This window comes from Streptomyces sp. NPDC104313 (assembly GCF_055583985.1).
Genome location: NZ_JBVJMW010000020.1, coordinates 60,970 through 82,206, shown reverse-complemented (window position 1 = coordinate 82,206; position 21,237 = coordinate 60,970). Strand labels below are relative to the sequence as shown.

Annotated in this window: 20 protein-coding genes; 6 read left to right on the top strand and 14 right to left on the bottom strand. The window is 71.9% G+C overall.

The window, feature by feature from the left end; all coding sequences use genetic code 11:
* Positions 1 to 16 precede the first annotated feature (16 nt).
* Both ACZ60Q_RS32615 and ACZ60Q_RS32610 read right to left on the bottom strand, forming a co-directional pair.
* Complete coding sequence (locus ACZ60Q_RS32615; RefSeq protein ID WP_469641176.1) at positions 17 to 310, bottom strand: hypothetical protein; 294 nt, start codon at positions 308 to 310, stop codon at positions 17 to 19.
* A gap of 110 nt (positions 311 to 420) precedes the next feature.
* On the bottom strand, positions 421 to 657 hold the full coding sequence (locus ACZ60Q_RS32610; RefSeq protein ID WP_469641175.1) for a restriction system modified-DNA reader domain-containing protein: 237 nt from the start codon (positions 655 to 657) through the stop codon (positions 421 to 423).
* 224 nt (positions 658 to 881) lie between these two features.
* Between ACZ60Q_RS32610 and ACZ60Q_RS32605 the strand changes: the two genes are divergently transcribed.
* Both ACZ60Q_RS32605 and ACZ60Q_RS32600 read left to right on the top strand, forming a co-directional pair.
* A complete protein-coding gene (locus ACZ60Q_RS32605; RefSeq protein ID WP_469641174.1) occupies positions 882 to 1,598 on the top strand; it encodes a DsbA family oxidoreductase in 717 nt (238 codons plus the stop codon).
* 91 nt (positions 1,599 to 1,689) lie between these two features.
* On the top strand, positions 1,690 to 2,748 hold the full coding sequence (locus ACZ60Q_RS32600; RefSeq protein ID WP_469641173.1) for an aminotransferase class V-fold PLP-dependent enzyme: 1,059 nt from the start codon (positions 1,690 to 1,692) through the stop codon (positions 2,746 to 2,748).
* A gap of 16 nt (positions 2,749 to 2,764) precedes the next feature.
* Here the strand turns inward: ACZ60Q_RS32600 and ACZ60Q_RS32595 are convergent, their stop codons facing one another.
* Positions 2,765 to 3,271: a MarR family winged helix-turn-helix transcriptional regulator gene (locus ACZ60Q_RS32595; protein WP_469641172.1), complete on the bottom strand. Its 507-nt coding sequence runs from the start codon at positions 3,269 to 3,271 to the stop codon at positions 2,765 to 2,767.
* Between the two features lie 153 nt (positions 3,272 to 3,424).
* Here ACZ60Q_RS32595 and ACZ60Q_RS32590 point away from each other — a divergent pair, with 153 nt between their 5' ends.
* Positions 3,425 to 4,495, top strand: coding sequence for an alkene reductase (locus tag ACZ60Q_RS32590; RefSeq protein WP_469641171.1), 1,071 nt, complete (start codon positions 3,425 to 3,427; stop codon positions 4,493 to 4,495).
* Here the strand turns inward: ACZ60Q_RS32590 and ACZ60Q_RS32585 are convergent.
* The 6 genes from ACZ60Q_RS32585 to ACZ60Q_RS32560 form a co-directional block, all read right to left on the bottom strand.
* Complete coding sequence (locus ACZ60Q_RS32585) at positions 4,471 to 5,508, bottom strand: VOC family protein (RefSeq protein ID WP_469641170.1); 1,038 nt, start codon at positions 5,506 to 5,508, stop codon at positions 4,471 to 4,473. The two genes, ACZ60Q_RS32590 and ACZ60Q_RS32585, sit on opposite strands and share 25 nt — an antisense overlap.
* Before the next feature lie 101 nt (positions 5,509 to 5,609).
* The gene (thpD, locus tag ACZ60Q_RS32580; RefSeq protein ID WP_469641169.1) at positions 5,610 to 6,503 is read right to left on the bottom strand and encodes an ectoine hydroxylase; all 894 of its coding nucleotides are present in this window, start codon (positions 6,501 to 6,503) and stop codon (positions 5,610 to 5,612) included.
* A 6-nt stretch (positions 6,504 to 6,509) separates the two neighbouring features.
* Positions 6,510 to 6,908, bottom strand: coding sequence for an ectoine synthase (locus ACZ60Q_RS32575; protein WP_469641168.1), 399 nt, complete (start codon positions 6,906 to 6,908; stop codon positions 6,510 to 6,512).
* Positions 6,909 to 6,994: 86 nt separating this feature from the next.
* Entirely contained in the window at positions 6,995 to 8,257 is a 1,263-nt protein-coding gene (gene ectB, locus ACZ60Q_RS32570) for a diaminobutyrate--2-oxoglutarate transaminase (RefSeq protein ID WP_469641167.1), read from the bottom strand.
* Positions 8,258 to 8,416: 159 nt separating this feature from the next.
* Positions 8,417 to 8,947 (bottom strand): diaminobutyrate acetyltransferase, encoded by a 531-nt coding sequence (gene ectA, locus ACZ60Q_RS32565; RefSeq protein WP_469641166.1) that lies wholly within the window; start codon positions 8,945 to 8,947, stop codon positions 8,417 to 8,419.
* Positions 8,948 to 9,256: 309 nt separating this feature from the next.
* A complete protein-coding gene (locus ACZ60Q_RS32560) occupies positions 9,257 to 10,363 on the bottom strand; it encodes a pyridoxal-phosphate-dependent aminotransferase family protein (RefSeq protein ID WP_469641165.1) in 1,107 nt (368 codons plus the stop codon).
* Between the two features lie 133 nt (positions 10,364 to 10,496).
* Between ACZ60Q_RS32560 and ACZ60Q_RS32555 the strand changes: the two genes are divergently transcribed.
* Positions 10,497 to 11,597, top strand: coding sequence for an amidohydrolase family protein (locus ACZ60Q_RS32555; RefSeq protein WP_469641164.1), 1,101 nt, complete (start codon positions 10,497 to 10,499; stop codon positions 11,595 to 11,597).
* Positions 11,598 to 11,910: 313 nt separating this feature from the next.
* A complete protein-coding gene (locus ACZ60Q_RS32550; RefSeq protein ID WP_469641163.1) occupies positions 11,911 to 12,852 on the top strand; it encodes an SCO1860 family LAETG-anchored protein in 942 nt (313 codons plus the stop codon).
* A 57-nt stretch (positions 12,853 to 12,909) separates the two neighbouring features.
* On the opposite strand, the gene cobC is transcribed toward ACZ60Q_RS32550, so the two are convergent.
* The gene (gene cobC / locus ACZ60Q_RS32545; RefSeq protein WP_469641162.1) at positions 12,910 to 14,547 is read right to left on the bottom strand and encodes an Rv2231c family pyridoxal phosphate-dependent protein CobC; all 1,638 of its coding nucleotides are present in this window, start codon (positions 14,545 to 14,547) and stop codon (positions 12,910 to 12,912) included.
* Positions 14,548 to 14,698: 151 nt separating this feature from the next.
* Here cobC and ACZ60Q_RS32540 point away from each other — a divergent pair, with 151 nt between their 5' ends.
* Positions 14,699 to 15,421, top strand: a complete 723-nt coding sequence (locus ACZ60Q_RS32540) for a ZIP family metal transporter (protein ID WP_469641161.1) — start codon at positions 14,699 to 14,701, stop codon at positions 15,419 to 15,421.
* 71 nt (positions 15,422 to 15,492) lie between these two features.
* Here the strand turns inward: ACZ60Q_RS32540 and ACZ60Q_RS32535 are convergent, their stop codons facing one another.
* The 4 genes from ACZ60Q_RS32535 to ACZ60Q_RS32520 are packed head-to-tail and all read right to left on the bottom strand — an operon-like array spanning position 15,493 to position 21,222.
* Positions 15,493 to 16,845: a cobyrinate a,c-diamide synthase gene (locus tag ACZ60Q_RS32535; protein WP_469641160.1), complete on the bottom strand. Its 1,353-nt coding sequence runs from the start codon at positions 16,843 to 16,845 to the stop codon at positions 15,493 to 15,495.
* A complete protein-coding gene (gene cobO, locus ACZ60Q_RS32530; RefSeq protein ID WP_469641159.1) occupies positions 16,839 to 17,438 on the bottom strand; it encodes a cob(I)yrinic acid a,c-diamide adenosyltransferase in 600 nt (199 codons plus the stop codon). Before cobO ends, ACZ60Q_RS32535 begins: the two co-directional genes overlap by 7 nt.
* The gene (locus ACZ60Q_RS32525) at positions 17,438 to 19,498 is read right to left on the bottom strand and encodes a putative cobaltochelatase (RefSeq protein ID WP_469641158.1); all 2,061 of its coding nucleotides are present in this window, start codon (positions 19,496 to 19,498) and stop codon (positions 17,438 to 17,440) included. The genes cobO and ACZ60Q_RS32525 overlap by 1 nt, the downstream gene beginning before the upstream one ends.
* A complete protein-coding gene (locus tag ACZ60Q_RS32520) occupies positions 19,495 to 21,222 on the bottom strand; it encodes a cobyric acid synthase (RefSeq protein WP_469641157.1) in 1,728 nt (575 codons plus the stop codon). The genes ACZ60Q_RS32525 and ACZ60Q_RS32520 overlap by 4 nt, the downstream gene beginning before the upstream one ends.
* Positions 21,223 to 21,237 lie beyond the last annotated feature (15 nt).

Here is a 21,237-nt window from a genome sequence, read left to right as displayed (position 1 = left end):
CTCCTTCTGTGAGAAGTCAGCCGCGTGCCAGTCGTAGTGAGGCGAGTCGGGCATCGATGGTTGTCGCCAGGAGCTCCGGCACGTCGAGATCGCTCTTGACGCCGGGCCACGAGGTGGCCAAGGCCTCGGCCGTCTCCTGCACAGTCGCGTCGTGAAGCTTCTTCTTGCTCAGCTCCGTGGCGATCATCCCCCGCAGGCCGCTACCCGGTTCGGGAAGCAGATTGGCGAACCATTCCGGAACGCTTCCGCTGCCCGAACGGCGCTTACGTGGATCTCTCTCGAATCCCTGCCCCAGCACGGGATGGTCCACGCTCAGGTCGCCATAGTCGAACCAGGCTCACCTTAGGTTGTGTCACACCTGCCATGCTTCACCTTCCGGGAAGACTGCCGTATGTGGCGGCTCGGTCCGCATAACGGTGGTCATCGGAGATCCTGCAGCAGGGTGCCGTCCTCTGTCGCGAACGCCTTCCAGCCGTTCTGCGGATTGCCGGCCAGGGCTGTGGCGGCGCTCGACGGAGTGGCATGGATGCTCCCGTCGTCCAGCTTCAACCCGCCGCCGTCCATCACGATGGCATGATGACGCTGCCTCAGATTGCGGCGGTGCCACACGAGACGCTGCCCGATACTCAGGCGTCCGTCGGCGATCAGGTCGGCCATGGGCGAGTCCTGCGCAGGCTGTTCGGCGAGACCGAGCAGCCTGCGCAGAACGCCGTTCGGTGTATCAGTGAACGGTTCCGCCCGTTTCTGCAGGGCGGCACCGAGTGTCCCGTCGTCATCGGCTCGGCTCCTTCCTCTGGAATGCCCGGTGCCGCGACGGCGTTGCCGAAGGAGGTGCGGGAGGCCTCGCACTCCGTCCACGTTTCCAGGAGAGTAGAAGAGTCATGCGCGTCGAGATCTGGAGCGACATCGCTTGTCCGTGGTGCTACATCGGCAAGGCCCGCTTCGAGAAGGGCCTCGCGGAGTTCGCCCACCGGGACGAGGTCGAGGTGGTGCACCGCTCCTTCGAGCTCGACCCCTCGCGGGCCAAGGGCGACACCGGGCTCGTGATCGACATGCTGGCCGAGAAGTACGGCCGCACCCGCGAGGAAGCGGGCTCGATGGAGGCCGACGTCGCGGCCAACGCGCAGGCCGAGGGGCTCGGCTACCGCACCGAGGGCCGTGACCACGGCTCCACCTTCGACCTCCACCGGCTGCTGCACCTGGCCAAGGCCCGCGGCCGCCAGGACGAGCTGCTGACCCTCGCCTACCGGGCCAACTTCGCCGAGGAACGGTCCGTCTTCGACGACGCGGTGCTGCTCGCCCTCGCCGTGGAGGCCGGACTCGACGCCGACGAGGCCCGTGCGGTGCTCGCCGACCCCGAGGCGTACGCGGACGACGTCCGCACCGACGAGCGCGAGGCGGCCGAACTGGGCGCCAACGCCGTGCCGTTCTTCGTCCTCGACCGCCGGTACGGGATCTCCGGCGGCCAGCCGTCGGAGGTTTTCGTCCAGGCGCTGGAGCAGGCCTGGAAGGACCGTCCCGTCACCGCTCTCACCGCCGTCGGCGGGGATGCGGCTTCCTGCGACACGGACGGGTCCTGCGAGGTTCCGCGGAGCTGAACCCGCCCGGGAACCCGCTATAAGCGTTCCTTTGATGCCCCCTCGACTCTCCGTGATTGACTTTGGGTCACGGGGGTATCAGGGTGGACGTATGACGATCCTTGCGCCCATCCAAGCGGCAACTGTCGAATTCGCGCCCGAGGTCACCTATCTCAACACCTCCAGCTGGGGCCTGCTGCCCCGCCGGACGATCGCCGCCGTCAAGGCCCTGGCCGACGAGAACGCCGCCGGCCGCCGGGACGGGGCGGGCAGCTTCGACGCGGTGGAGGCCGTCCGGGTCGGCTTCGCCCGGCTCGCCGGGGTCCATCCCGACCGGGTCGCCACCGGCAGCTCCGTCACCGTCCACGTCGGGTTGATCGCCGCTTCGCTGCCGCCCGGCGCCGAAGTGCTCTGCCCCGAGGGCGAGTTCTCCTCCGTGGTCAGCCCGTTCGCGCTCCGCGGCGATCTGCGCATGCGGTACGCGCCGCTCGACGGCCTCGCCGGGGCCGTGCGCCCCTCGACCGCGCTCGTCGCCTTCTCCGCAGTGCAGTCGGCCGACGGGCGGGTGGCCGATCTCGCCGCCGTCCGCGCGGCCGCCGCGGCGCACGGCGCCCGGACCCTGCTGGACGGAACCCAGGCGGCGGGCTGGTTCCCGCTGGAGGCGGGGGCGTACGACTACACCGTGACCGGCGGCTTCAAGTTCCTGCTCTGTCCGCGCGGTACGTCGTTCCTGACCGTCACCGAGGAGGCGCAGGGCACCCTGCCGCCCCTCTTCGCCGGCTGGGTCTCCGCCGGTGCTCCCTGGACGAGCAACTACGGACCGCTGGAGCGCCTCGCCCCCACCGCCCGCGGCTTCGACGAGCCGCCCGCCTTCCTCTCGTACCACGGGGCCGAGCACTCCCTCGACCTGCTCGCGGAGGTCGGCGCCGACGCCCTGTACGCACACGCCACCGGGCTCGCGGCCCGGCTGCGGGCGGGGCTGGCGGGGCTCGGGCACGAGGCCGTTCCCGGGGAGTCGGCGATCGTCTCCGTGCCGGGGCTGGAGGGCCGTCACTCCGACCTGGTGAAGGCCGGTATCGCCGTCTCGGCCCCGGCCGGGAGTCTGCGGATCTCCTGCCACCTCTACAACACCGAGGCCGACGTGGACCGGGTGCTGGAGTTCCTGGCCTGATCCGTACGGGTGCGGCTCAGCGCCGGTCGGGACAGTCCGTGGTCTCCCGGCAGAGGTTCTCCTCGACCTTCGCCAGCAGCCGGATCAGCTCCGTGCGCTCGGCCGGGCCGAGGCCCGCGAGCGTGTGCTCCTCCAGGCCTTCCCAGGCGTCCCGGACCGCGGTATGCAGCGCGCAGCTCTCGTCCGTCGCCTCGACCAGTACGGCCCGCCGGTCGGCCGGGTCGGGGCGGCGGCGCACATGCCTGGTCTGCTCCAGCCGCTGGAGCATCTTCGTGACCGTGGACGGGTCCAGGTCCAGGGCCCTGATCAGCTCCGTCTGACGGACCGGGCCCCGGTCCCACAGATGCGTCATCAGCAACTCCTGCCCCGGGTAGAGGCCCACCCCCTTGAGCGCCTTGCCCGCGGCGGTCCGGTGCAGCCGGGCCACCCGGGAGACGGCGTGGCCGACGGGCCCGCTGAGCGCCGCCGTGGGCAGCGCGTTCGTACAGGCGTCTTCCGCGGGGGTGGCGCGGCCGGTGGTCATGGGCGGGCTCCTGGGGGTCCTCGGAGGTGCGGGCGGCGGCTTCCGATGATGCCCGACGGTTTCCCGCAACTTTACCTTGGTCGACCAATCAATGGGCTACAGTTACCGCTGTCGCCGATGATTGGCCGACCACATAATTTCTTGGGAGCCCTCATGACCACCGCTTTCGACCCGATCGACCTGTCCGGCACCCAGCTGGCCAACCGCATCGCGCTGGCCCCGATGACCCGGAGCCGGGCCGGTGAGGGCGGCACCGCCACCGAGCTCACCGCCACGTACTACGCCCAGCGCGCCTCGGCCGGCCTCGTGATCACCGAGGGCATCCAGTCTTCCGTGGTGGGCCAGGGCTACCCCACCACGCCCGGTCTGCACAGCGCCGAACAGGTCGCCTCCTGGCGCCAGGTCACCGACGCGGTGCACGCCGAGGGCGGCCGGATCTTCGCCCAGATCGTGCACGCGGGCCGCATCGGCCACCCGGTCCTGCTGCCGGACGGCCTCGTCCCCGTCAGCGCCTCCCCGGTCAGGGCCGAGGGGCAGGTCTACACCCACGTCGGCCCGAAGGACTTCATCGAGCCGCGCGAGCTGACGGACGCCGAGGTCCGCGCGACCGTCGCCGACTTCGTCGCCGCCTCCCGCAACGCGGTGGACGCCGGATTCGACGGGGTCGAGCTGCACGGCGCCAACGGCTATCTCATCCACCAGTTCCTGGCTCCCAACACCAACCGGCGCACCGACGCGTGGGGCGGCTCCGACGAGGCCCGCGTCCGCTTCGCCGTCGAGGTCGTCAAGGCCGTCGCCGCCGCGATCGGCCCGGAGCGCACCGCACTGCGCATCTCGCCCGGCAACGCGTACAACGACATCGACGAGCCCGCTCCGGAGGCCACGTACACCGCGCTGACGCGGGCGATCGAGCCGCTCGGCATCGCCTACCTGCACGTCCTGGAGGCCGCCCCGATCCGGGAACTGACTCTCACCCTGCGCAAGGTCTTCTCCGGGACCCTCGTCCTCAACGTGCACACCGACGGCGCCACCGGTCCCGGCGACCACACGGTGATCGACGACGGCATCGCCGACCTGATCTCCTACGGGGCGCTCTTCCTCGCCAACCCGGACCTGCCCGCCCGGCTGAAGGCGGGCGGCCCGTTCAACACCCCTGACCCGTCGACCTTCTTCGGCGGCGACGCCAGGGGCTACACCGACTACCCGGCGCTCGACGCCGTCTGACCCTCCTCGCGCGGCCTCCCGTCCCACCGCCACGAGGTCCGGCGCGGGTGGCCCGGCAGCTCGGCGCGACCGGTGGCCCACAGCAGTACGGTCCACCGGTCGCCGCCCGCCGGAGCGTCCGGGAAGAGCCGGGCCAGCACCCGGTCGCAGAGCGCCGGGGACGGCGACCAGCCCAGCCCCAGGCCCTCCGCGAGGTCATGCGTGTGCACCAGGGTCTCCACCACGCCCATCGCGGCGAAGCCCTCCGGATCGGAGATCCCGTACCCGTGGTACGAGCGCACCTCGCGCGGCGTCGTCCGCGCCATCGAGGCGAGCAGCGCCCCGCTCGCCTCCAGTGTGGCCAGCAGCCCGGCGGGACCGGCGTCCCGATCGGCGAAGACCGCGTTGCAGGGCCCGCCCTGCCGCTCGGGCGCCCACCGGTAGGGCACCTCGCGGTCCAGCGGAGGCGTACGGGGCCCCAACTGGACGGCGTAGGCGAACAGATCGTCGCTCAGGTGCTCCACCGTCTCCCAGCAGGTCCACGTGAGGCTCCCCGCGGGCGCGTCCCAGCGGTCCGCCGGGGCTCCGGCCAGCGCGTCCACCGCGAGCCGCACCGCCGAGGTCACATCGTCGGCGCTCACCGGCAGCCGGGTCCCGGTGAGCGCCGCCCGCTCGGCGGCGGAGCACTCCACACAGAACTCGTTGCCCTCGGGGTCGGCGAGCGTCGCCCAGCCGCGCCCGTTCGGCCTGCGGTGGTCGCCCACCAGGGTCGCGCCGAGCGCGAGCAGCCGCTCGACCTCCTCGTCCCGGGAGCGGTCCTGCGGCTGGATGTCCAGATGGACGCGGTTCTTGGTCTGTTTCCTCTCGTCCACCTGGACGAAGAGGATCGCCGCGCCGGGGGCCTCGACCAGCGCCTCCGGATCGCCGGGGACGTCCTCGTCGGAGAGTGGCGCGCCGAGCACCTGGGCCCAGAAGGTGCCCAGCGCGTAGGCGTCGGCGCAGTCGATCGTGATGTGGCGTACCTGGGATGTCATGGCGGACACCCTCTCCGCTGACCCGGCCCCGGTCCAGCGAGTTACACGGGGAAGGGCCGGAACGGCGTACCGTCCCGGCCCCATCCCGCCCGTGCGTGCCGCTACCTCACCGGGGTGAAGTCCCGCGCCCCGATGAACTCGGGGCGGCGGATCGGAGCCGCGAAGGGCTCCTCGGCCGCGTTCTCCACGCTGTTGAAGACGATGAAGACGTTGCTGCGCGCGTACGGGGTGATGTTGTCGCCCGAGCCGTGCATCGCGTTGCAGTCGAACCAGGTCGCCGAACCGGCCTTGCCCGTGAAGAGCCTGATGCCGTGGCGGTCGGCCATGTTCGTCAGCGCCTCGTCGGACGGGGTGCCGGCGTCCTGCATCTGGAGCGACTTCTTGTAGTTGTCCCTCGGCGTCTCGCCCGCACAGCCGAGGAACGTCTTGTGCGAACCGGGCATGATCATCAGCCCGCCGTTGGTGTCGAGGTTCTCGGTCAGCGCGATCGACACGGAAACCGCCCGCATGTTCGGCAGACCGTCCTCCGCGTGCCAGGTCTCGAAGTCCGAGTGCCAGTAGAAGCCCGTGGCCCCGAAGCCCGGCTTCACGTTGATCCGGGACTGGTGGACGTACACGTCCGAACCCAGGATCTGGCGGGCCCGGCCCACCACCCGCTCGTCGCGGACCAGAGAGGCGAAGACCTCGCTGATCCTGTGGACCTCGAAGACTGACCGTACGTTCTGCGACTGCTTCTCGACGATCGAGCGATCGTCGGCGCGGACCGCCGGGTCGGAGACCAGCCGGTCCAGCTCCGCCCGGTAGACGGCGACCTCGTCCGGGGCGATGAGCTGGTCGACGGTGAGGAAGCCGTCGTGCTCGTATCCCTGGAGGTCCTTGGCGGCGACCGGACCCGGTGCGCCCGGTGCGGACCAGATGACCGGGTCCTGGCGGGGAGCGGTCATCTCGGCGGCGCCGCGCGAGGGGTACAGATCGGCGCGTACTTCGGTGGTCATGGTGGTTCAGGCCTCCTCGGTCAGCAGGGGGTAGACGCCGTTCTCGTCATGGTCCTCCCGTCCGGTGACAGGAGGGTTGAAGACACACACGCAGCGGAAGTCGGTCTTGGGCCGCATGGTATGCCGCTCATGCCCGTCCAGCAGGTACATGGTGCCGGGCGTGATCCAGTGCGTCGCGCCGGTCTCGTCGTTGGTGAGCTCGGCCTCGCCCTCGGTGCAGAGCACCGCCTCGATGTGGTTCGCGTACCACATGGAGGTCACCGTGCCCGCGTACAGCACGGTCTCGTGGAGCGAGAAGCCCACCTTCTCCTTGGCGAGCACGATGCGCTTGCTCTCCCAGGTGCCGGACGCGGACTTCACGTGCCGGTCGGTGTTCTCGATGTCACTGAACGATCGGACGATCACGGTGAGCGGTGCCTTTCTCTCTGTACGGCGTCCCGGGCCCCGCGGCCCGGGACCTCTTCTGCTCCGCCTGCCCCGGCAGCGCCGGGTCAGGCCGTTTCGCGGACGCAGCGGGCCAGCGTGCGCAGGCCCTCGTCCAGCTCTTCGGGGGTGATGGTCAGCGGCGGCAGCAGCTTGACGACCTCGCTCTGCGGGCCCGAGGTCTCCATGAGGAGCCCCAGCTGAAAGGCGCGGGCGCAGACCGCCGAGGCGCGCGCCGGGTCCTCGAACTCCATGCCCCACACCAGGCCCCGGCCGCGGAACCGCGCGGTCGGCTCCTCGGCGCAGATGGCCAGCAGTGTCTGCTCGACCAGCTCGCCGCGGGCCAGGGTCTGCTTCTCCATCTGGCCGTCGGCCCAGTAGGCGTCCAGCACGGCGGCGGCCGTGACGAAGGCCGGGTTGTTGCCGCGGAAGGTGCCGTTGTGCTCGCCCGGCTCCCAGATGTCCAGCTCCGGCTTGAACAGGCAGAGGGACATCGGCAGGCCGTAGCCGCTGATGGACTTCGAGAGAGTGACGATGTCCGGGACGATGCCGGCCTCCTCGAAGGAGAAGAAGCCACCGGTACGGCCGCAGCCCATCTGGATGTCGTCGACGATCAGCAGCATGTCCCGGCGGTGGCACAGCTCCTGCAACGCGCGCAGCCACTCGGCGCGGGCGACGTTGATGCCGCCCTCTCCCTGGACCGTCTCCACGATCACGGCGGCCGGCTTGTTGAGCCCGGAGCCCTGGTCCTCCAGCAGGCGCTCGAACCACAGGAAGTCGGGGACCGTACCGTCGAAGTAGTTGTCGAACGGCATCGGGGTGCCGTGCACCAGCGGGATACCGGCACCGGCCCGTTTGAACGCGTTGCCGGTCACGGCGAGCGAACCCAGCGACATCCCGTGGAAGGCGTTGGTGAACGAGACGACCGACTCGCGGCCCTTGACCTTACGGGCCAGCTTCAGCGCCGACTCGACGGCGTTGGTGCCGGTCGGGCCGGGGAACATCACCTTGTACGGCAGGTCGCGCGGACGCAGGATCACGTTCTGGAACGTCTCCAGGAACGCGCGTTTGGCGGTGGTGGCCATGTCCAGGCCGTGGGTGATGCCGTCGCGCTCGATGTAGTCGATCAGCGCGCGTTTCAACACCGGGTTGTTGTGGCCGTAGTTGAGCGAGCCGGCCCCGGCGAAGAAGTCCAGGTAGGAGTGGCCGTCCTCGTCGGTCAGCCGGACGCCCTGCGCGCGGTCGAACACGGCGGGCCAGCTGCGGCAGTAGCTCCGTACCTCGGACTCCAGGGTCTCGAAGACGCTCAGTGCGGGCGGGGTGATGGTCACAGCGGATCTCCTGCGTGAGGGGGGTGTGACGTGCAGTGGTCGAGTGCTCCCCGCCGCACGGGTGCGGCCGGGATCGCGCCGAGTGGTCGGACGGCGCGAGAAGTCGGTGGGTCCGGGCGTACTGGTCGGGTACGGCCGGAGTGCGGTGGCCGGGTCGGCTCAGGTGGCGAACGGGCCTATCCGGTAGAGCACCTCGGGCAGGTGCGTCTCCTCGGGGAACAGCGCGCCGTCGAAGAGCACTTGCTTCTCCAGCGCGACGTCGTGGCGCTGCGCGTAGGACGTGAACAGCCGGTCGGAGGCGGTGTTGTCCGGCGTGATCGTCGTCTCCACGGACGACAGGCCCTGGTCGGCGGCGACCCGGGCGGTCAGCGCGTCCAGCAGAGTGGCGGCCAGTCCCTTGCCCCGGTGGGCCTGGTCGACGGCCACCTGCCAGACGACGAGGGTCTGGGGGCGGTCGGGCCTGAGGTAGCCCGTCACGAAGGCGAAGGGCTCGCCGTTCTCGCCACGGGCTACCGCGGAGGTCGCGGCGAAGTCACGGCACCACAGCAGGTAGCTGTACGAGGAGTTCAGGTCCAGGACCTTGGAGTCGCGGGCTATGCGCCAGATCGCGGCTCCGTCCTCCACTCGTGGCGCATCGATACTGATGAATTCACTTCGGGCACGGGCAAAATCTGCTGGTGCGGCGGTCATGCGAATTGAATTTACCCAGCAAATTTCTAAATTGCATCGACGTAGAGGGTTGGGTGAAGGGCCCTCATGTGTTATCAGGCGTGCGCGAGACCTCTTGAGATTCGGGTATTATTTCTTCCGCTTTGTCCTGAATTTATCGGGCATAACGCTGCCCATGTGGAGTCGGTCACAGGGTTGTAACTCTCGTGAGACCTGTCCGAATCATGAAGTTCGAGGCCGGAAAAAACTGGCCCGTTTAGGTGACGGGAAAGCGGGCAGAAGAATGTGGGAAGCTGCTTTTCGATAAAGCAGCTTTCCGCATGAGGAATATCAGAGGATCGGCCAGGTTTCCGAAACAGCCCTACGGGCAGCCTCGATATCGACCCGCAGGCCCGCATCGGCCAGCACCGCCCCCAGGGCCGCCAGCGAGGACAGCACCGCGCCCCGCGTCGCATCCGCCCCGTAGTGGTTGACCCGGATCATTTCCTTGGACAGCGCCCCGCCGCCCGCGACGAGCGGCAGCGCGGGGTCCGCCGCCAGCGCCCCCGCGACCAGCGCGACCGCGTCCGTCCCCGCCGGGACGCGCAGCGTCGTCGCCACCGGAGCCGCGTCCCGCGCCTCGTGGACGTACGGTTCCAGCCCGCCGCCCAGGGCCACCGCTCCGGCCCGGGTCGCCGCGGCGGCCGAGGTGTGGCGGGCCATCACCGTGTCCAGGCCCTCGTCCTCGATCCGCGCCACGCAGGCCTCCAGGCCCAGCATCTCCAGCTGCGCCGGGGCGTGCGGCAGCGCCGTGCGGCCGCCGTCGATCCAACGCTCCTTCCAGTCCAGGAGGGAGAGGTAGGAGCGGCGCGGGGCGGCCGGGTTGGCGGCGATCCGCTCCCAGGCCCGTGCGCTCACCGATACCGCCGACACCCCGGCGGGCCCGCCCATGGCCTTCTGCGCGCCGATCACGCACAGGTCGACGCCCCAGGCGTCCGGCAGCAGCGGTTCCGCGCCCACCGAGGCGACCGCGTCCAGCATGAACAGCGCGCCGTGCGCCCGGACCACCTCGCCGATCTCCGCGACCGGGTTGGTGTTGCCGGTCGCCGCCTCCGCGTGCACCAGCGAGACGAAGTCGATCGCCGGGTGCTCGGCGAGCGCCTCGGCGACCTGGTCGGCGGTGACCGCGGCGTGGAAGGGCACCGTGAGGTCGACGACCTCCGCGCCACAGTCCCGCAGCCAGTTGCCGAAGGTCTGCCCGTACGGTCCGGTGACCACGTTCAGCGCGGTCGAGCCGGGCCGCGCGCCGCCACGGATGCAGCCCTCCAGCGGCAGCAGCGCCTCGCCCTGGGTGATGACGACGTCCTGCTCCGTGGCGAGGAGCCGGGCCACACGACGCTCGATCGCCGCGAAGCGGTCGGCGGTGAGCGGGGGGAGGTCGAGGAAGGGGTGCGTCACGGTGGGGCTCTCTTCGGGTTCGTTCGCGGATCTGCCGGCCTGGGCCTGTGGACGCGTTCCCGGCCTTCGGGCGACGACGGGAAGGTGTCGACAGGCCCTGGAAGCCTACCGACGGCCTCGTACAGTGCGGCATATGAGTGATCAGGAGCAGCAGCGGGTGCTGCGGGTGAAGGGCCGGGTGCTCGTCGGCCCGGACGAGGTGCGGGACGAACTGTGGGCCGTGGGCGGGCGGATCACCTACGAGCGGCCGTCCGGCGCCGACGACGCGGTGACGGTCAGGGGGTGGGCGCTGCCCGGACTGGTCGACGCGCACTGCCATGTGGGCCTGGACCGGCACGGCCCGGTCGACGCGGCGACCGCCGAGAAGCAGGCGCTCACCGACCGGGAGGCCGGAGCCCTGCTGCTCCGCGATGCCGGATCTCCCTCCGACACCCGGTGGATCGATGACCGGGAGGACCTGCCGAAGATCATCAGGGCGGGCCGGCACATCGCCAGGACCCGTCGCTACATCCGCGACTACGCCCATGAGATCGAGCCCGGCGACCTCGTCGCGTACGTGGCCCGGGAGGCCCGGCGCGGGGACGGCTGGGTCAAGCTCGTGGGGGACTGGATCGACCGCGACGCCGGGGACCTGACCGCCTGCTGGCCGCGCGGCGAGGTCGAGGCGGCCATCGCCGAGGCGCACCGGCTGGGCGCCCGTGTCACCGCGCACTGCTTCGCCGAGGAGTCGCTCACCGACCTGGTGGAGGCGGGTATCGACTGCGTCGAGCATGCCACCGGCCTCACCGAGGACACCATCCCGCTCTTCGCCGAGCGGGGGGTCGCGATCGTTCCGACGCTGGTCAACATCGCCACCTTCCCCGACCTCGCGGCGGGTGGCGAGGCCAAGTTCCCCCGCTGGTCGGCCCATATGCGACAGCTGCACGAACGCCGCTACGACACCGTGCGCGCCGCGTACGACGCCGGGATCCCCGTCTACGTCGGCACCGACGCGGGCGGCTCCCTGGCGCACGGCCTGGTCGCGGGAGAGGTCGCCGAGCTCGTCACGGCGGGCATTCCGCCCCTTCAGGCCCTCTCCGCCACCGCGTGGGGAGCCAGGCGCTGGCTGGGGCGGCCCGCGCTGGAGGAGGGTGCTCCGGCGGACCTGGTCGTGTACGACGAGGACCCGCGGGCGGACGTCCGGGTGCTGGCGGCCCCTCGGCACGTCGTGCTGAACGGGCGTGTGATCGGCTGAGAGCGGCGCGGTGCCGTGTTGACGAGCAGTGACGGATGCGGTCCCGGACTCGTTGAATCACCTCTGTGCGTGCTCCGGCGCGAGCGCACTCCGTACGGCTCGCGCCGGGTGAAACGCGTGACATCAGCGAACGCACGTGCCGAAAGATTCGAATATGCGCGCGGAAACCCCCCTTTGGGGTGAACTCACTTCAGGTATCCGCCAGTTCACCCTCAGTGCGTAAAGATTCACGGAGTCGAGGCCGCCGGCACAGGCGATGTCCCCCATGGCACTGTGCCGGTGGCTCCATGTCTCATGTGGGGGTTCCACCATCTTGAACAGCAACACCTTCCGTCTCGCCGCCCTGGCGATCGCCGTCGGCCCCGTCGCCCTGCTTGCCGCCGTCCCCGCGCACGCAGCCCCGGCGACGCCCACCACCGGTGGCGAGGGCAGGGCGAGCGCGGTCGTGCTCCGTACCGGGCTCGACGTCTCACTCCTCAACAAGTCCGTCCAGGTGCCCCTCAAGGTCACGCTCAACGAGGTGCGTGCCCCGGCCAGCGCCGGGAAGACCGCGCTCAGCGTCAACGTGGACGGGGTGGAGGGCGGAGCCCCGGTCAGCGTCCTGCGCGCCGACGTGGCCACCGCGAACGCCACGGTGGACGAGCACAGGGCCGAGGGCCACACCAACCTGGCGAAGGCCAGGATCCATGTGCCCGGACTGCCGGTCCTCTCGCTCATCGAGGTCGAGAAGGTCACCTCCAAGGCGGTCTGCGAGGCCGGTAGGAAGCCCGTCGCCGAGTCGAACGTGCTCGGCCATGTCGCGGTGCTCGGCAAGAAGGTGACGCTCTCCGCGGGCGGACCGACCCGGGTGGCGGTGCCGGGCGTCGGCGAGGTCTCCCTCGACCTGTCCAGGACGGTCACCACCGAGCGCACGGCGGCCGCCACGGCGCTTCGGCTCAAGGTGTCGGTGAACCCCCTGAATCTCAACGTCGCCGAGGTGGAGGGCGAGGTCACCCTCGCCGAGGCGACCTGCGAGACCCCGAAGGGGCCGAAGCCCCCCGAGAAGCCGGGCTCCACGGACGGCGGTTCCACGAGCGGCGGCGAGGTGAGGACACAGACCGGCTCCGATACCGGCCCCGCCCCCGCCGAGGCCAACCTCGCCGAGACCGGCGGCAGCTCGACCACCCCGTACATCGCGGGCGGAGCGGCCCTGCTGCTCGCCGTCGGCGCCGGCGCGACGGTGCTGGCGCGCAGGCGTGGCAGCAGCCGGAGCTGACAAGCGTGAGGGGGCGGCGTTCGCACGACGAACGCCGCCCCCGCCCCTGCGGGCCCCTCAGCGCCCCGATCTCGCGGGCAGCGCCTGCACGGCCTGGTCCAAGGCCTGGAGGAAACGATTGGTCGTGGCCCGGTCGCGGACCGCGAGCCGCAGCCACTGCGTCCCCAGCCCCGGGAAGGTGTCCCCGCGCCGCGCCGCGAAGCCCAGCAGCCGCAGCCGCTCCCGGACCTCCGCCGCCCGCTCCAGACGTACCAGGACGAACGGCCCCCGGGCCGCGTCCACCACCTCCACCTCGCTGAACTCGGCCAGCCCGGCGAGCAGATGGGCACGGTCCACCGTGATCCGGTCCGCCGCCTCGGCCGCCTCCACCAGCGCCCGCGGCTCCATGCACGCCTCCGCCGCCGCCAGCGCCGGGGACGACACCGGCCACAGCGGCTGCGCCTCGGAGAGCAGCGCCACGGTCTCCGGACCGGCCAGGACGTAACCGATCCGCAGCCCGGCGAGCCCCCACGTCTTGGTGAGGCTGCGCAACACCACGAGCCCCGGGATGTCCGTCCGGTCGCACAGTGCCTCGCGCTCGCCCGGCACGACGTCCATGAACGCCTCATCGACCACCAGCGTCCGCCCGGGCCGCGCCAACCGCTCCAGCAGCGCGGCCGGATGCAGCACGGACGTCGGGTTCGTCGGGTTGCCGATCACCACGAGGTCCGCCTCCTCGGGCACCGCATCCGGATCGAGCCGGAAGCCGTCCTCGGCACGCAGCAGCACCCGCCCCACCTCGTGCCCGGCCGCCCGCAGGGCCGCCTCCGGTTCGGTGAACTGAGGATGCACCACCACCGGACAGCGGGCCGGAAGGGCACGGGCGATCAGGACGAACGCCTCGGCCGCGCCCGCCGTCAGCAGCACCCGCTCCACCGGCAGCCCGTGCCGGCCGGCGACCGCGGCGCGGGCGGAGGACCCGTCCGGGTAGGAGGCCAGCGAAGTGAGCGACGCGGCTATCCGCTCGCGCAGCCACTCCGGGGGAGTGTGGGTACGGACGTTCACCGCGAGATCGGTCAGATTCTCGCCGCGCACCTCCGCGTCGCCGTGGTGGCGCAGGTCGGGCCCTGCGCTCTCGATGTTCCGTGTGGGGGGACTCATGGCAGCCATGGTGAACGGGCGGGAGCCCGTCGTCACCGGTGAGGTGGAAGTTTTCCTCCCGGAAACCTCGAGAGTCCCGGAAACCTCGAGAGTCCCGGAAACCTCAAAAGTTCCGGCGACCGCCGGAATCCGGCGGGCCACCGCGCAGGTCGCCATCCCTCCGGCCGAGGCCTTCCCGCCCGGAGCGCGGGTCTTCGGCACCACCAGTTCGTCCGCCTCGATCAGCGCCGCCGCCTCCGCGACCGACGGCGTCCCCACCGCCGCACCGACCGCGCCCGAGGGATGCGGCACCCGGACCTCGGCCAGCGCGCCGGCCGGATGGGTCCGCAGCGGCACCCCGAGCCGGGCCGCCGCCCCCACGATCCCCGGCTCGTCCCCCTTGGAATCGACCGTCGCCACCTCCAGCACGTCCGCCGCGTCCAGCCCAGCCCCGCGCAACACCGCCTCGATCAGGGCGAACACGACCTCGCCGGGGGCACCCCGGCGCGCGCCGACCCCCACCACCAGACTGCGGGCCCCGGACTCCGGTCCGGTGCCGACGGATGCTCCGGTCATCGGCGGAGTCCTGCCTTTCAGGTCAAACGTCTCGGTGGTACGGGGGAGCGGGCGGGGACGATCCGTATACGGGCACGGGCACGGGCACGGACGCCCCCGGTAAGGACACCCTGAGATGCGGAGGGAGGCACCGATCGGCTAGCAAGGCCCCATGGCGGTGTTCGTCGCGCTCGGCGCGTTCCTGATGACTCTGGCCGGCGGCTGGGTCGCACAACGCGTCACCGACCGCCGTCACCTGGTGCTCGGCTTCGCGGGCGGCCTGATGCTCGGCGTGGTCGGACTCGACCTCCTGCCGGAGGCGATCGAGGCGGCGGGCACGCCGGTGTTCGGGGTGCCCGCCGCCCTGCTGCTGTTCGTCGGCGGCTTCCTGGCGGCCCATCTGGTCGAGCGGCTGCTCGCCGTACGCCAGGTGGCACACGGGGCGAGCGGCGAACGCGTCCCGCAGGTGGGGCTGACGGCGGCCGCCGCGATGGTCGGGCACAGCTTCATGGACGGCTTCGCGCTCGGCGCCGCCTTCCAGGTCAGCAGCTCCATGGGCGTGGCCGTCGCGCTGGCGGTGATCAGTCATGACTTCGCCGACGGATTCAACACGTACACCCTCACCAGTCTTTACGGGAACGCCCGCCGCAAGGCGCTCCTGATGCTGTTCGCGGCTGCCGCGGCACCGGTCGTGGGCGCCGCGACGACGCTGCTGTTCACCCTTCCGGAGGAACTGCTCGGCGGCTATCTCGGCTTCTTCGGCGGAGCGCTGCTCTACCTGGCCGCTGCGGAGATCCTTCCCGAGGCGCACCACACCCATCCCGCCCGCTCCACCCTTCTCTGCACCATCGGGGGCGTGGGCTTCATCTGGCTGGTCGTCGGCATCGCGGAGTGAGCCGCGCGTACGCCCGAGCGCTTCGTCACGACGGACGCGCCCCCTGGGCTGTGGTTCACCGGTGAACCGGTTCACCGCGCCCGGCAGTGCTCGACGAACCGTCGGGCCACCCCGGGCGAAGCGGCCCAGTGGGTGTGCAGATAGCTCGCGTGCACGCCCCGCTGGACATACCCCTCGACCCGCCGCTCCGGCTGGTGCATGCCCCAGGCCGGCGTGGTCCCCGCCCCCGGCTCCAGCACCGTGCGGTGGAACTCATGACCGCGCATCCGGGTCCCCGCCACCGCCAGCGCACTGTCCGACACGGCCACCGCCTGCCGGTACCCGAGCGTGAGGCGCTCGGACATCCGGGCCTCGGCGTCCAGCACCCCGCACATGGGCTTCCCGTCCAGCTCCCGCGCCAGATACAGCAGCCCCGCGCACTCGGCCGCCACCGGGGCGCCGCTCAGGGCCAAGTCCGTGACCTCCCGCCGCAACGGCTCGTTGGCCGACAGCTCGGGGGCGTACACCTCCGGGAACCCGCCGCCGATCACGAGCCCCGCCGTACCCACCGGCAGCTTCTCGTCCCGCAGCGGGTCGAAGACCACGACCTCCGCACCGGCCGCCGTCAGCAGCTCGGCGTGCTCCGCGTACGCGAAGGTGAACGCCGCCCCGCCGGCCACGGCCACGACGGGCCGCACGGAACCGGTGACCGAGGCGGGCGTCGCCTCCCACGCGGCGTCCGGCAGGGCCGGCGCGGTCCGGGCCAGCGCCATCAGCGCGTCCAGGTCGCACCCGGCGCGCACCCGTCCGCCCATCGCCGTCACGGCGTCCACCGCTTCGGAGCCCCGCTCGGCCACCGGGACGAGCCCCAGATGGCGCGAGGGCGTCGCCACCTGCGGGGCCCGGCGCAGGACGCCCAGGACCGGCAGCCCCGACTCGTCCAACGCGTCCCGCAGCAGCGCCTCGTGCCGGTCGGAGGCCACCTTGTTCAGGATCACCCCGCCGATCCGGACCTCCGGGTCCCAGGAGGCGAACCCGTGCACCAGGGCCGCCACCGAACGGGACTGCGAGGAGGCGTCCACCACCAGCACCACGGGCGCCCGCAGCAGCTTCGCCACCTGCGCGGTGGACGCCAGCTCCCCCTGTCCCGAGGCGCCGTCGTACAGCCCCATCACCCCCTCGACCACGGCGAGGTCGCACCCCGCCGACCCGCGCGCGAACAGCGGGGCGATCAGGTCCGTCCCGCACATGTACGCGTCGAGATTGCGGCCGGGGCGTCCCGTCGCCAGCGAGTGATAGCCCGGATCGATGTAGTCCGGCCCCACCTTGTGGGGCGAGACGGCGAGCCCGCGCGCGGCGAAGGCGGCCATCAGACCGGTGGCGACGGTGGTCTTGCCGCTGCCGGAGGCCGGAGCGGCGATGACCAGACGGGGCACAGTCACCACTCGATGCCCCTCTGGCCCTTCTGCCCCGCGTCCATCGGGTGCTTGACCTTCGACATATCGGTCACCAGGTCGGCGGCCTCGATCAGCGCGTCCGGCGCGTTGCGGCCGGTGATCACCACATGCTGGGTGCCGGGCCGGTTCCGCATCACCTCGACGACCTCTTCGGTGTCGATCCAGCCCCAGTGCATCGGGTAGGCGAACTCGTCGAGCACGTACAGCTTGTACGTCTCGGCCGCCAGATCGCGCTTGACCTGCTCCCAGCCCTCGCGGGCCTTCTCCTCGTTGTCGAGCTGACCGTCGCGCTGGACCCAGGACCAGCCCTCGCCCATCTTGTGCCAGTCGACGGTGCCGCCCTCGCCGCTCGCTCCGAGGACCTTCAGCGCGTTCTCCTCGCCGACCTTCCACTTCGCCGACTTCACGAACTGGAACACCCCGATCGGCCAGCCCTGGTTCCAGGCCCGCAGGGCGAGCCCGAAGGCCGCCGTCGACTTGCCCTTGCCGATGCCCGTGTGGACGAACAGGAGCGGGCGGTTGCGCCGCTGACGGGTGGTGAGCCCGTCGTCCGGCACCGATGTCGGCTGTCCCTGCGGCATTAAGCGGCCCTCCCGGCTGCGGTGACGTCCTTGACGAGCCCGGCGATCGAGTCGGCCCGCAGTTCGTCGAGCGTGACGGCGGTGCCTCCCAGTTCCCGGGCGAGTTCCCCGGCGAGACCGAGGCGTACGTACCCCGACTCGCAGTCCACGACGACCGAGGCCGTCCCCTCCGAGCGGTGCAGCCGCCCGGCCCGCCCCGCGAGCGCCACCGGCTCCGGCCCACCGGTCGCCCGGCCGTCCGTGACCACGACGAGCAGCGGCCGCCGCGACGGATCGCGCAGCCGCTCCACGCGCAGCACGTCATGCGCCTTGAGCAGCCCGGCGGCCAGCGGGGTACGACCCCCGGTCGGCAGCGACTCCAGACGGGAGGCGGCCGCGTCGACGGACGAGGTCGGCGGCAGTACCACCTCCGCCTCCTTGCCCCGGAAGGTGACCAGGCCGACCTTGTCCCGCCGCTGATAGGCGTCCAGCAGCAGTGACAGCACGGCCCCCTTGACCGCGCTCATCCGCTGCCGCGCCGCCATCGAGCCCGACGCGTCCACGACGAACAGCACGAGGTTGCCCTCCCGCCCCTCCCGGGTCGCCTGCCGCAGATCGTCCCGGCGCACCACGAGCCCCCGCCCTGAACGCCCGCGCGCCCGCTGGTGCGGGGCGGCGGCCTGCACGGTCGCGGCCAGGTGCAGCTTGGTCAGCGACCCCTGTGGGCGGCGGGCGCCGGTCGTACGCCCGTGCTCGGTACGGGCCCGGGAACGGCGCCCCGCAGCGCCCTCGCCGAGCCCCGGCACGCTGAGCATCTTCGTCCGGAACGGCTCGGCGGACGCCACCGGTTGCTGCTCGGCCCCGGTGGACCGGCCGGGCGCGCCGGGGCTGCCCTCAGGTGCCTGCGATGGCGTGTCACCGCCGCCCTCGTCCTCGCCCCGCGGCGGCGTACGGTCTCCGTCGGCCTGGGGCGGTACACCGCCACCACCGCCGTCATCGTTCCCGCCCCCGTCGGGATCAGGATCGGGATCAGGACCGGGCTGGTCGCCGCCCCCGCTCTCCCCCTGATCGTCGGCGGCCTGTTCCAGGGTCTGGTCGAGCTTGTCCTCGTCCAGGCCGGGCGCGTCGAAGGGGTTACGGCGACGCCGGTGGGGGAGCGCGAGGAGAGCGGCCTGCCGCACGTCGTCGGCGGTGACCTCCTCGCGGCCCGCCCAGGCGGCCAGCGCGGTCGCGGTACGGGCCATCACGATGTCGGCCCGCATCCCGTCGACCTCGAACGCGGCGCAGGTCGCGGCGATCTGCCGCAACACGCCGTCACCGAGCACGACGCCGGGCAGCAGGGAGCGCGCGGAGGCGATGCGTTCCCGCAGGGCGCTCTCCTCCCCGGCCCAGCGCGCGGCGAACCCTTCGGGATCGTCGTCGTACGCGAGCCTGCGCCGCACGACCTCGACCCGCTCGTCGGTGTCCCGGGACGCGGCCACCTCGACGGTCAGCCCGAACCGGTCCAGCAACTGCGGCCGCAGCTCGCCCTCTTCCGGGTTCATCGTCCCGACCAGCAGGAACCGCGCCGCATGCCGTACGGAGACGCCCTCGCGCTCGACGTACGAGGCGCCCATGGCCGCCGCGTCCAGCAGCAGGTCCACCAGGTGGTCGTGGAGCAGGTTGACCTCGTCGACGTACAGGATCCCGCGGTGCGCGTCGGCCAGCAGCCCCGGCTCGAACGCCTTCACGCCCTCCGACAGCGCCCGCTCGATGTCCAGCGCCCCCACGAGCCGGTCCTCGGACGCGCCGACGGGCAGCTCCACGGTCCGCGCGGCCCGCGACACACCGGCCGCCTCCGCGTGCGGCCCGTCGGGACACGCCGGATCGGGGGAGACGGGATCACAGGAGAACCGGCACCCCGGCACGACGGAGACCTCCGGCATGAGCGCGGCGAGCGCCCGCACGGCGGTGGACTTGGCGGTCCCCTTCTCGCCCCGCACGAGCACCCCGCCGACAGCCGGGCTGACCGCGTTCAGCAACAGCCCGAGCCGCAGGTCGTCCTGCCCGACGATCGCGGTGAAGGGATACGGCGTACTCACGAGGCCTCCTCGTTGACATCAACATCAGCAGTCTCAAGCCCCTGGGGCGGTGCGTCCGGGGACCCGGCGGAATCAGGCCCGGCGGACCTTGATCCGGCGGACCCGGCAAAATCAAGCCACTCCGGCGATTGAGGAGCGGGGTCCGGGGCAGCGCTCCGGCTCTCCGGAGCCTCCGCACCCGGCTCGGCCCCCGCACCCGCCCCCGGCGTCGAAGACGCCGCCGGCGCCCCCGGCGGCACGAACGGCAACCCAGCGGGCGCACCCCCCTCGATCAGCCGCCACAACGCATCCGTGTCCGCGTGCTCCTCCACCAGATCCCCGAGGCGATCGAGCTGCTCCTCCCGCAACTCCCCGAAACTCGTGTCCGGCGCCGGCACGAACCGCCGCCCGGCGGCTCGGGCCACCTCCACCAGGAACCGCCGCCGGAACGCGTCGCTCTCCAGCGACCCGTGCCAGTGCGTCCCCCACACCGCCCCCACCCGGCATCCGTCGAGGAACGGCTCCCCGCCCCGCACATCGGCCACCCCGTGGTGGATCTCGTACCCCTCCACCGGCTCGCCCAGCGCCGAACCGACCGGCCGCGCCAGCGTCTTGTCCCGGTCGAAGCGGATGCGCACCGGCAGCAGCCCGAGCCCGTCCACGATGCCCGCCCGCGACTCCACCTCGTCCTCGATCCGCTCGCCGAGCACCTGGAACCCGCCGCAGATCCCCAGCACCGGCCGGCCCTCCGCCGCCCGCCGCAGCAGCGCGTCCGCGAGGCCCCGCTCGCGCAGCCAGGCCAGCGCCCTCACCGTGCCGCGCGTCCCGGGCACGATCACCAGGTCCGCGTCGGCCAGCTCCTCCGCCCGGTCCACGAACCGCACGACGACGCCCGGTTCGGCGGCCAGCGCGTCCACGTCCGTGAAGTTCGACATCAGCGGCACCGCGCAGACCGCCACCCGCAGCACGTCCTCGCCGTACGGGGGCGTCACGACCGACTCCCGCACCGCACCCCGCAAGGACACCCGCAGGCCGTCCTCCTCGTCGATACCGAGCCCGTGGGCGAAGGGCAGCACCCCGTACGTTCGCCGCCCGGTCAGCTCGTACAGCATGTCCAGGCCCGGCTCCAGCAGCGAGACATCGCCCCGGAACTTGTTCACCAGATACCCCGCGACCAGCGCCTGGTCCTCGGGGTCCAGCAGCGCCGTCGTCCCGAAGAACGACGCGAAGACCCCGCCCCGGTCGATGTCCCCGACCACCAGGACGGGGAATCTCGAGGCCCGCGCGATCCCCATGTTCACGATGTCCGTGCGCCGCAGATTGATCTCGGCCGGGGACCCGGCCCCTTCGCAGATGACCGCGTCGTACGTGGCACGCAGCTGCTCCAGGCAGTCCGTCACCGTCCCGAGCAGTGCCTCCTGACGGCCCCCGTGGTACCCCCGGGCACTCATCTCGCCGACCGGCTTCCCCATCAGGACCACCTGGCTGGACCGGTCGCTGCCGGGCTTCAGCAGCACCGGGTTCATCAGGGCCGTCGGCTCCACCCGGGCGGCCTGCGCCTGCATCGCCTGGGCCCGGCCGATCTCCGCGCCCTCCCGGGTCACGAAGGAGTTCAGGGACATGTTCTGGGCCTTGAAAGGGGCGACCGCCACACCCCGGCGCGCCAGCCAGCGGCAGATGCCCGCCGTGACGACGCTCTTGCCCGCGTCCGATGTGGTCCCCGCGACCAGCAGCCCGCCGCTCATACCCGCTCCCGTTCC